The organism is Nocardia nova NBRC 15556, from assembly GCF_001613005.1.
GTDB lineage: Bacteria > Actinomycetota > Actinomycetes > Mycobacteriales > Mycobacteriaceae > Nocardia > Nocardia nova.
In genome coordinates this window covers 1-10,039 of record NZ_BDBN01000155.1, presented here as the reverse complement: position 1 = coordinate 10,039, position 10,039 = coordinate 1, and the positions used below count along the sequence as shown (strand labels likewise).

Sequence of the window (10,039 nt, the reverse complement as noted above, 5' to 3'; positions counted from 1 at the left end):
CCGCACCGACCATGGTCTCGCCGTCGCGGTTCGGCAGCGTCGAGGTGAGCAGCCCGGCGAGCTCGGCTTCGTGCGCGCCGTCGAAGACCGGGGTCGCGAGATTCGTATCCGGTTGCGCCGAAAGCAGTTCCGCGGGCAGGCGCTGTGCCCAGTCGGGGCGGGCGCCGTCGGTGAGCCGAATATCCCACCCCGCCTTGGCGATCCAGCCGAGGTGTGTTTCCAGGATCTGGCCGATGTTCATACGACGCGGCACACCATGAGTGTTCAAGATGATGTCGACCGGAGTGCCGTCGGGCATGAACGGCATATCCTCCTTCGGCAGGATCTTGCCGATCACACCCTTGTTACCGTGACGGCCGGCGAGCTTGTCACCATCCTGGATCTTGCGCTTCTGCGCGACATACACGCGGACGAGTTCGTTGACGCCGGGAGGCAGATCGTCGTCGTCCTCACGCGAGAACACACGAATACCGATCACCTTGCCCGACTCACCGTGGGGCACCTTCAACGACGTGTCACGCACCTCGCGGGCCTTCTCACCGAAAATCGCACGCAGCAACCGCTCCTCGGGAGTCAGCTCGGTCTCACCCTTCGGGGTGACCTTGCCGACCAGGATGTCACCGTCACGCACCTCGGCACCGATGCGGACGATGCCACGCTCGTCCAGATCGGCCAGCACCTCATCCGACACGTTCGGGATGTCACGAGTGATCTCCTCGGCACCGAGCTTGGTGTCGCGAGCGTCGATCTCGTGCTCCTCGATATGAATCGAGGTCAGCACGTCCTCCTCCACGAGACGCTGCGACAGAATGATCGCGTCCTCGTAGTTGTGACCCTCCCACGGCATGATCGCCACCAACAGGTTCTTACCCAACGCCATCTCACCGTTCTCGGTGGCCGGACCGTCGGCGAGGACGTCCCCGCCGACCACCCGCTGCCCTTCGTCCACGATCGGACGCTGGTTGGCGCAGGTGCCCTGGTTGGTGCGCGAGTACTTCCGCAGCCGGTAGCTGCGCCGCGTCCCGTCGTCGTGCGCGACGGTGATGTAGTCGGCCGAAACCTCTTCCACCACACCGGATTTCTCGTTGACGATCAGGTCTCCGGCGTCGACGGCGGCCCGCCGCTCCATACCGGTGCCGACCAGCGGAGCTTCGGTGCGCAGCAACGGAACCGCCTGCTTCTGCATGTTCGCACCCATCAGGGCGCGGTTGGCGTCGTCGTGCTCGAGGAACGGAATCATGGCGGTCGCGACCGACACCATCTGGCGGGGGGAGACATCCATATAGTCGATCAGATTCGAATCGACGAGCTCGACCTCGGAATTCTTGCGCCGCACCGGGATTCGTGCGGCGACGAAGCGGCCTCCGGCGTCGAGCGGTTCATTGGCCTGGGCGACGACGTGCCGGTCCTCCTCGTCGGCGGTCAGATAGTCGACCTCGTCGGTGACGGCGCCGTCGACCACCCGGCGGTACGGAGTCTCGATGAAACCGAACGGATTGACCCGCGCGTACACCGAGAGGTAGCCGATGAGGCCGATACTCGGCCCTTCGGGCGTCTCGATCGGGCACATCCGGCCGTAGTGGCTGTAGTGCACATCGCGAACCTCCAGGCCGGCGCGCTCGCGGCTCAGGCCGCCGGGCCCCAGCGCCGAGAGTCGGCGCTTGTTGGTCAGACTCGCCAGTGGATTGCGTTCGTCCAGGAACTGCGACAGCTGTGAACTGCCGAAGAACTCGCGGACCGCCGCCGTGATCGGACGGATGTTGATCAGGGTCTGCGGAGTGATGGCCTCGACGTCCTGCGTGGTCATCCGTTCCCGGACCACCCGCTCCATCCGCGAGAGCCCGATGCGGATCTGATTCTGGATCAACTCGCCGACCGTGCGGACCCGCCGGTTGCCGAAGTGGTCGATATCGTCGACCTCGACCGGAACTTCCGGCCCACCGGCCGCGGTCATCGTGGAATCGCCTGCGCGCAAACGCAACAGGTATTCGATGATGGTGACGATGTCGTCCTCGGTCAGCACGCGCGGACCACCCGTGCGGCCCCCGTGCACCCCGAGTTTCTTGTTGATCTTGTACCGGCCGACCGCGCCGAGATCGTAGCGGTTGTCCCGGAAGAACAAGTTCTCCAGCAGGTTCTGCGCGGACTCCTTGGTCGGCGGCTCGCCCGGACGCAGCTTGCGGTGGATGTCGAGCAGCGCCTCGTCGGTGTTGGCGGTGTTGTCCTTGGCCAGTGAGGTGGTCATGATCTCGGAGAATCCGAAGCGTTCGGCGATCCGTTCGCTGCTCCAGCCCAGCGCTTTGAGCAGGACGGTGACCGGCTGACGACGCTTGCGGTCGATCCGCACACCCACGGTGTCGCGTTTGTCGACATCGAACTCCAGCCACGCACCGCGCGACGGAATCACCCGCGCCGAGTACAGCGTCTTCTCCGTGCCCTTGTCGATCGACTCGTCGAAATACACACCCGGCGAACGCACCAACTGCGACACGACCACGCGCTCGGTGCCGTTGACGATGAACGTGCCCTTCTCGGTCATCATCGGAAAGTCACCCATGAAGACCGTCTGCGACTTGATCTCACCGGTGTTGTTGTTGACGAACTCCGCGGTGACGAACAACGGCGCCGCGTAGGTCAGGTCCTTGTCCTTGCACTCCTCGATCGAGGCCTTGACCTCTTCGAAGCGCGGATCGGAGAGTGTGAGCGACATCGTTTCGGAGAAGTCCTCGATGGGGCTGACCTCGGCCAGCACCTCGGCGAGCCCGCCCATCGAGTCATTGCCGCGCGCGGCCGCGCGCCGTTGCCACTCGGGCGCTCCGACCAGCCAGGCGAACGAATCGGTCTGAACCTCGAGCAGCCCCGGAATTTCCAGGGGCTCGGTGAGTTTCGCGAACGAGAGTCGTTTCGGGATTGTCAAGGCGCGTCCTTCCAGCACCGCGCGCGGTCACGACATGGGTGACCGGCACGAGATCTGCTTGTCCTGTAGGGGCTGTATGCACAAATCCGCACCGGATGTCGTCCGAACATGCCTCGGCCGAGCCGATGGTCGGTGACGCGCAGATTGCATCACTGTCCACGGCTGTTTCGTATTTCGAGAGTTGGCGGGCATCCGGGCTGCGGGAGGTCCCAAAGTACACCGCAAAGAGAAGGTTGTCGAGAGCGCGACAAGAATAAGACACCGCATTATCGGTGTCTTCCCACTTCAATAATGGCAGCCGTATATGCGATTCGTCAAGTCGATTGTCGCCAGGACCGGCGTGTCGTGGCGATCACTTCACGCTGCCAGCGGTCAGGCCCGCGACCAGCCGCTTCTCGATGAGGGCGAACAGTACGACAACCGGCACGATGCCGACGGTGGAGATGGCGAACACGAATTGCCAGGCGGTGTCGTATTGGCCGACGAATTTCGTCAGCGCCACCGCGAGCGGTTGATTTTCCGGAGTGGTCAGCACCACCAGGCTCGCCGCGAATTCGTTCCAGCAGGAGACGAAGACGAAAATCGTCGCGGTGACAATTCCGGGCCATACCAGCGGCAGGCTGATTCGCAGCAGAATATGCGGGCGGGACAGTCCGTCGAGTTGCGCGGCTTCCTCGATCTGCACCGGAATCGAGGCGAAGAAGCTGTGCAGGATCCACACCGCGAACGAGAGGTTGAACGCCGCGTTCACCAGAATCATCGCGAACCAGGTGTCGTTGATGCCGACGGCGAAGAACTCCCGGATCAGGCCCGTCACCAGCACCGTCGGCTGCAGCATCTGAGTGACGAGCACCGCGCCGAGAAAGGCGGCCCTTCCCGGAAAGTGCCGTCGCGCAGTGTAATACGCGGCCGGCACGGCCACGGCCAGCACGAGCAGTGTCGCGAGCACCGAGATGGCCAGGGTGCTGACGATATTGAACGGCAGCGGCGTTTCCGGGGTATGCCACATATCGGCGTAGTTCGCGGGCCGCCACCGATCCGGCAGATAGGCCGGCGGAATGCGCAGGATCTCCGACCGGGGTTTCAGCGATCCGAGCACCATCACGAGATACGGGACGAGAAACACCGCCGCGATCACGACACCGGCCGCGGTCAGTCCCCAGCGCCGCTTCGGTTTCCGCACGGCGCGTTCGCGGGTGGTCATGCGCCGGCTTCCGCGGTCGGCCGGACCAGTTTCACGTAGACCGCGATGATCACGGCGATCAGCGCGAAGTTCAGCACACTCATCGCGGCGGCGGTGGCCAGCTGTTGATTCTGCCGAATCAGCTTGTAGGTCAACGTGGTTGTGGTGTCGGCGGAGAATCCGGCGATACTGCCCGTCAGCACCTGCAGGATCGGCAGCGAATTGAAGACGTTGATGATGTTGACGACGGTGGCGACCGCGATCGCCGGACGTAGCTGCGGCAGCGTCAGATATCGGTAACGTTGCCACGCTGACGCGCCGTCCACCCGGCCCGCCTCGCCCACTTCCGCCGGAATCGATTGCAGCCCGGCCAGAATCGTATAGGTGGTGAACGGGATCGACACGAAGACCGCGACCGCGATCGCCACCGCGAAGGCCGATCCCGGCTCTTTGGTGAACCCGAAACCCCGATCGAGCACACCGATATCGACCAGGAGGCGATTGGCGAGGCCGACCTCCGGATCCAGCAGATAGGCGAACACACTCGTGGTCATGACCACCGAGGCCGCCCACGGCACCAGGATCGCCAGCCGGATCAGGGTACGGCCGGGAAAGTCGAGAGCCAGAAATTGCGCCAGCGCCGCCGAAACCACCAGGGTGATCAGCACGACGGCGACCACCCAGACGACGGTGTGGGCGAGGACGCTGCCGAGCTCCTCGATGCCGAACAGCCGGCGGAAGTTGGCCGTCCCGGCGAAGCCGCGATCACGACCGTAGGGGCTGAGATCGCGGGTGCTGGTCCAGAGCATGTATCCGGCGGGAAATGCGACCACCGCTGCGATCAGGATGATCACCGGGCCGATCCACGGCAGGGCGCGGATCGCGGAGCCGGTGCGGCCGCGTGGGCTCCTCATTCCGCCGCCCGCGCGATGCGGCGCAGGACCTCCGCCGGGTCCGCGCCCTGTGCCACCGTGCCCATCTGCTGGCGGATCGCGCCCTGAACCGCGGCCCATTTCGGATCGGCGGAGGGGTAGAAGCGGGCGACCGGCAGGGTGGCGGCGAAGGTTTCGGTCACCGGATCGTGGGCGAGCGCGCGAGTTCCGGAGGTGGTGATCGGGATGAAGTGCTCCGCCCGCACGAATTCCGAGTAGACCGCAGGTGAATAGAAGTAGTTCAGGAACTGCCGGATCGCGGCCTGCTTGTTGCCGTGTTTACGGAACGCCATCAAGTGGTCGGCGACGCCGAGGGTGACAGGCGCGCCGGTTTTCGTCGGTGAGGGTGCGGTGGCGTAACGCAACGCCGGATTCTGCCGGTCGATCATGCCCAATACCGGCGGCAAACCTTCGATCATGCCGATCCGGCCCTGGACGAATGCGTTGATCACGTCCTTGCGATCGGTGGAGCCCGGATTCGGCTGGGTGTCGCCCGCCGCGGCCAGTTCCGACATCGCCCGCACCCCTTCGCGGTTGGCGTCGGTGTCGACGGTGAGGGTCGCGCCGTCGGACCAGCTGCCGCCGGCGCCGAACGTCCAGATCGACGTCTCGCCCTGCGCCTCCTCACTGCCCAGCGGCAGGCCGTAACCGGAGATGCCGCCGCCGAGGGCCTGGATGCGGTGCGCGTCCTCGCGCAACTCGGACCAGGTCCGCGGCGGGGCGGCGATGCCGGCGCGGGCGAACAGGTCGGTGTTGTAGAACAGCGTGCGCGTCGAGGCGAACAGCGGTAACGCCCATTGGGTTCCGCCGATGGAGGCGTTGCGGGCGAAGCCGGGGTCGATGTCGTGCAGGACCGCCGGGTCGGCGATATCGGTGGCCGGATAGAGCATGTCGTCGGTCGCGTAGGCGGAGTAGGCGTCGATGCCGAGAATGTCGGGTGTGGTCGTCACCGACTGCAGATCGGTGCGGACCACCTCGTTGATCGAATCCCACGATTCGACCTGAAGATGGATCGTGATCTGCGGATTCTGTGCGCGGAAGCCCGCGATGATCGCAGCCCACTCCGCGCGGGTCGCGTCGCTGTAGGCGGGCACCAGCAGTGCCAGTGCGCCGGGATCGGAATCGTCGGTGCTGCGGCCGCGGAAGCCGCAGGCGGCGACGGTCACCGACAGCACGACGAGAACCGCGGCGATCGCGAACGCACCGCGCGGCCGACCGGACACCAAGCGTCAACCTTCCCCTTCGTACAACCGTCACCTGCGGCATTCGCGGGACATCGGCGGATGCCGGAGGGTGGGGACCGGTCCGGCTCGTCCGAATCTAACCGGGGCGGCGGTCGCGCGGGACGATTCGCGGGAAAGTTGACATGATCGAATCGCGGTCCGATTCTGAGACCGTGCCGCCCTCCACCGAGAGCTCGGATCGCACGCATCCGCCCCGGCCCCACCTGGCCGCCGAGGTGGCCACCCAGCCCGATGACTGGGCATGGGCCGCGGCGGTCGCGGCAGAGCACCGAACGCTGCTGCCGAGCCCCGGCGAGCGGGTGGCGGTCGTGGGCTGCGGCACCTCCTACTTCATGGCGTGCGCGATCGCCGAACTCCGGGAATCGGCCGGCCACGGTCTCACCGACGCGTGGCCGGCGAGTGCGGTGCGCGGTGGCCGCGATTACGACCGCTATCTGGTGATCTGCCGTTCCGGTACCACCACCGAGGTGGTCGACGCGATGCGGGCGATGCCTGCCACGGTGGCGCGCACCGTGATCTGCTCCAGTTCGGGGACGCCGGTACTCGAGCTCGCCGACCCGATCCTCATCGACGCGGTCGACGAGCGTTCGGTGGTCCAAACCCGTTTCGCGACAACGGCTCTCGCGATACTGCGGTGGCATCTGGGGGAGGATCTGGCGCCGGCGATCGAACAGGCTCGCGCGGTCCTGGACGAGGCCGCCGAGTCGAGCGTGCCGGCCGCCGTCCGCAACGCGGAGCAGATCACTTTCGTGGGAATGGGTTTCGCCGCGGCGCTGGCCGAGGAGGCGGGGTTGAAATTGCGGGAATCCTGCCGGGCCTGGGCGGAAGGGTATCTCGCGACCGAATATCGGCACGGTCCCATCAGCATCGCGGCACCGGGTCGTGCGGTGTGGGCGCTGGGGCCCGTCGCCGCCGGGCTGCGCGAGGACATCGCCGCTACCGGAGCTCATGTCGAATATCGCGATATCGATCCGATGGCCGATCTCGTGCGCGTGCATCGGCTGTGCCTGCTGCGGTCCGCGGATCTGGGACTGGATCCCGACCATCCGCGCGGGCTGCGGCGATCGGTGATCCTGCGATGACCGAAGCGAGGGAGCTCGATCCGGTCCTCGCCATGGATGTCGGTGGAACCACGATCAAGGCGGAGATCAGCGACTCCGCCGGCCGGGTCGAGGCCGCCGCGACAGTGCCCACCCCGCGCGGTGAGCGGGCCTTCGACGCCATGGCCGCGCTGGGCGACCGATTGCTGGCCGAGGTCTCCGACGAGACACGGGCCGGCCTGCGTCGCGGGGCGATCGGACTGCCGGGCATCGTGGACGTCGCACGGTCGCTGGCGGTGTTCAGCAGCAATATCGGCTGGCGAGATGTGTTGGTGGGCAGTCGATTACAGGACCGGTGGGGATTTCCGATACTGATCGAACACGATGTGATCCTGGCCGGCTGGGCGGAGTGGCGCCTGGGTGCCGGATGCGGCGCCGACGATGTGCTGGTGGTGAATCTCGGCACCGGAATCAGCGGGGCACTGGCCGTTGGAGGGCGGCTCGTGCGCGGTGGCGCCGGGCAGGCCGGTGAATACGGGCATATCCCGGTGCGGCACGACGGGCGACGCTGCTCCTGCGGAAATATCGGGTGCGTGGAAACCGTGGCCTCCGGCCCGTCCATCACGCGGGCCTACCGCGAGCGCACCGGCCGCGACATCGACGGCGCCGAAGCGGTTTTCGCGGCTCTGCCGGACGATGCGCACGCCCGGGCCGTGGTCGACGACGCGATCGACGCGCTGGCCGACGGACTCCTGGGGGTCGTGCACGCGGTCTGCCCGCAGCGCATCGTGCTCGGTGGCGGGCTGGCGGGCGCCGGGCCGGTGCTGAGCGAGGGACTGCGCGCGCGTCTGGAGCGGCTGGTGCGAGTGGCGCCGGTTCCGCAGGTCGTCACGGGTGCGTTCGGTGCGCGGGCCGGATTGGTGGGCGCGGCCCGGTATGCCCGGCTGGAGGTCCTCGAATGAACGATGGACAGCCGGTGCTTCGCGGCCGCGTGGTCACCTCGGCCGGGGTCGTCGACGATGCGGTGCTCGAGGTGCTGGACGGTCGCATCGAGGCGGTGCGGCCCCTCGCGCAATGGACGTTCGGCAACCGGGGCGCCGAACCGCCGCCGCATCTCGGGACCTTGCTGCCCGGTCTGGTCGACATCCACAACCACGGCGGATACGGCCACCGATTCGACACCACCGATCCGGAACAGGCGCGCGCGGCGGCGCGCTACCACCATCGGCAGGGGGCCACGACGGTGCTGGCGAGCATCGTGACCGCCGCACCCGACACGATGGTGGCCCAGGTCGCGGCCCTGCGCGAGGTGGCCACCAGCGGTGAGATCGCCGGAATTCACGTCGAAGGTCCGTTCCTTTCCGAAATGCGCTGTGGTGCACAGGATCCCCGCTATCTCCGCGATCCCGACCCCGGACTGATCCGGCGCCTGCTCGAGGCCGCGGACGGACATCTGCGCGTGATGACGCTCGCGCCCGAACGCCCTGGATTCGCCGCCGCCGCGGCGCAACTCGGCGAACACGGCGTGGTGGTGGCGCTCGGCCATACCGACGCCGGTTACGAACAGTTCCGAGACGCATTGGCACCCAACGGATCCGGTGCTCTGGTCACGCATCTCGCCAATACGATGGCGCCGCTGCACCATCGCGCGCCCGGCGCGGTCGCCGCCGCGCTGGTGGGCGCGGCCGCCGGGGATGTGGTGGTCGAATTGATCGGAGACGGCGTGCATATCGAATCCGGTTTCGGGGCACTGGTTTTCGCCACGGCGCGGCACCGCGTGGCGCTGGTGACCGATGCCATGCAGGCGGCCGGTCTGCCCGACGGTGACTACCGTCTCGGCCCGCAGGCTGTCCATGTGGAAGCGGGGGTGGCGCGCGTGCCGAGCGGCGCCCTGGCCGGCGGAACCGCGACGCAATTGCAGTGCCTGCGCTGGGCGGTGCACGAATGCGGTGTGGATCTGGTCGACGCGGTGCGCGCGGCGGCGACGACGCCGGCGGCCGCGATCGGCGCGACGGCAGTCGGTGATCTGCGGCCGGGGATGTTCGCCGATGTGCTGGTGGTCGATTCGGATCTGGAGTTGCGCGCGGTGCTGCGACGAGGACAGTGGTTGAGGTGATCCTCACCGTGACGCTGAACCCGGCCTACGATATGACCTATCGGGTCGAGAACTTCGAACCCGGACGGGCACATCGGGTTTCGTCGGTCGAGCAGCGTGTCGGCGGTAAGGGCATCAATGTCACCCGGGTGCTAACTCAGATCGGGAAATATTCGCGCGCAACTGGTTTCGCCGATCATACGTTTTCCGCCGCCGCCGAACGAGAACTGCCGGTGGACTTCGTGCACGCACTGCCGTGGGTGCGGCGCACCGTCGTGATCAGCGACAGTCACGACGGCTCGGCGACCTCGCTGTGGGAACCGGGGGCGCGACTCACCAATCCCGATGCGGTGGATCAACTGCTGGTGCGATTGCGGGGGCTGGCCGGTGAGGCCGGTGGCATCGTCGTCTCCGGATCGCTGCCCGGCGGCGTGCGCGCGTCGCTACCCGCCGACCTGGCCCGCATCGGACTCGGCGCCGGGGTTCCGGTGATCTGCGATGTGGACGGTCTCGCCCTCGAAGCCGCCGCCCGGGTGCCGGGGGTGATCCTCATGCCGGATCTCGACGAACTCGCGGGACTGACCGGGGCACGCCCGGCCACGACCGAGGAGGTGGCCGCGGCGGCCGC

The 10,039-nt window shown here is 67.0% G+C and carries 8 protein-coding genes; 4 read left to right on the top strand and 4 right to left on the bottom strand.

The features are described 5' to 3' along the window. From rpoB to NN2_RS34895, 4 genes are all read right to left on the bottom strand, one after another. Positions 1-2,917 (bottom strand): DNA-directed RNA polymerase subunit beta (gene rpoB / locus NN2_RS34910; protein WP_245658979.1); only part of this gene is annotated, 2,917 nt, incomplete at its 3' end. A 352-nt stretch (positions 2,918-3,269) separates the two neighbouring features. After that, on the bottom strand, positions 3,270-4,121 hold the full coding sequence (locus tag NN2_RS34905) for a carbohydrate ABC transporter permease (protein ID WP_030518792.1): 852 nt from the start codon (positions 4,119-4,121) through the stop codon (positions 3,270-3,272). Beyond that, positions 4,118-5,014 carry a carbohydrate ABC transporter permease gene (locus tag NN2_RS34900; RefSeq protein ID WP_063019469.1) on the bottom strand — a complete coding sequence of 299 codons (897 nt, stop codon included), beginning with the start codon at positions 5,012-5,014 and terminating at the stop codon, positions 4,118-4,120. The genes NN2_RS34905 and NN2_RS34900 overlap by 4 nt, the downstream gene beginning before the upstream one ends. After that, positions 5,011-6,255: an extracellular solute-binding protein gene (locus tag NN2_RS34895; protein ID WP_063019467.1), complete on the bottom strand. Its 1,245-nt coding sequence runs from the start codon at positions 6,253-6,255 to the stop codon at positions 5,011-5,013. Before NN2_RS34895 ends, NN2_RS34900 begins: the two co-directional genes overlap by 4 nt. A gap of 173 nt (positions 6,256-6,428) precedes the next feature. Between NN2_RS34895 and NN2_RS38870 the strand changes: the two genes are divergently transcribed. From NN2_RS38870 to NN2_RS34875, 4 genes are all read left to right on the top strand, one after another. Continuing rightward, positions 6,429-7,358: an SIS domain-containing protein gene (locus NN2_RS38870; RefSeq protein WP_063019473.1), complete on the top strand. Its 930-nt coding sequence runs from the start codon at positions 6,429-6,431 to the stop codon at positions 7,356-7,358. Next, the gene (locus NN2_RS38865) at positions 7,355-8,278 is read left to right on the top strand and encodes an ROK family protein (protein WP_063019465.1); all 924 of its coding nucleotides are present in this window, start codon (positions 7,355-7,357) and stop codon (positions 8,276-8,278) included. Before NN2_RS38870 ends, NN2_RS38865 begins: the two co-directional genes overlap by 4 nt. Continuing rightward, positions 8,275-9,432, top strand: a complete 1,158-nt coding sequence (gene nagA / locus NN2_RS34880) for an N-acetylglucosamine-6-phosphate deacetylase (RefSeq protein WP_063019459.1) — start codon at positions 8,275-8,277, stop codon at positions 9,430-9,432. The genes NN2_RS38865 and nagA overlap by 4 nt, the downstream gene beginning before the upstream one ends. After that, positions 9,420-10,039, top strand: a 620-nt coding sequence (locus NN2_RS34875) for a PfkB family carbohydrate kinase (RefSeq protein ID WP_245658978.1), incomplete at its 3' end; no start/stop codon positions are given. The genes nagA and NN2_RS34875, both read left to right, overlap by 13 nt.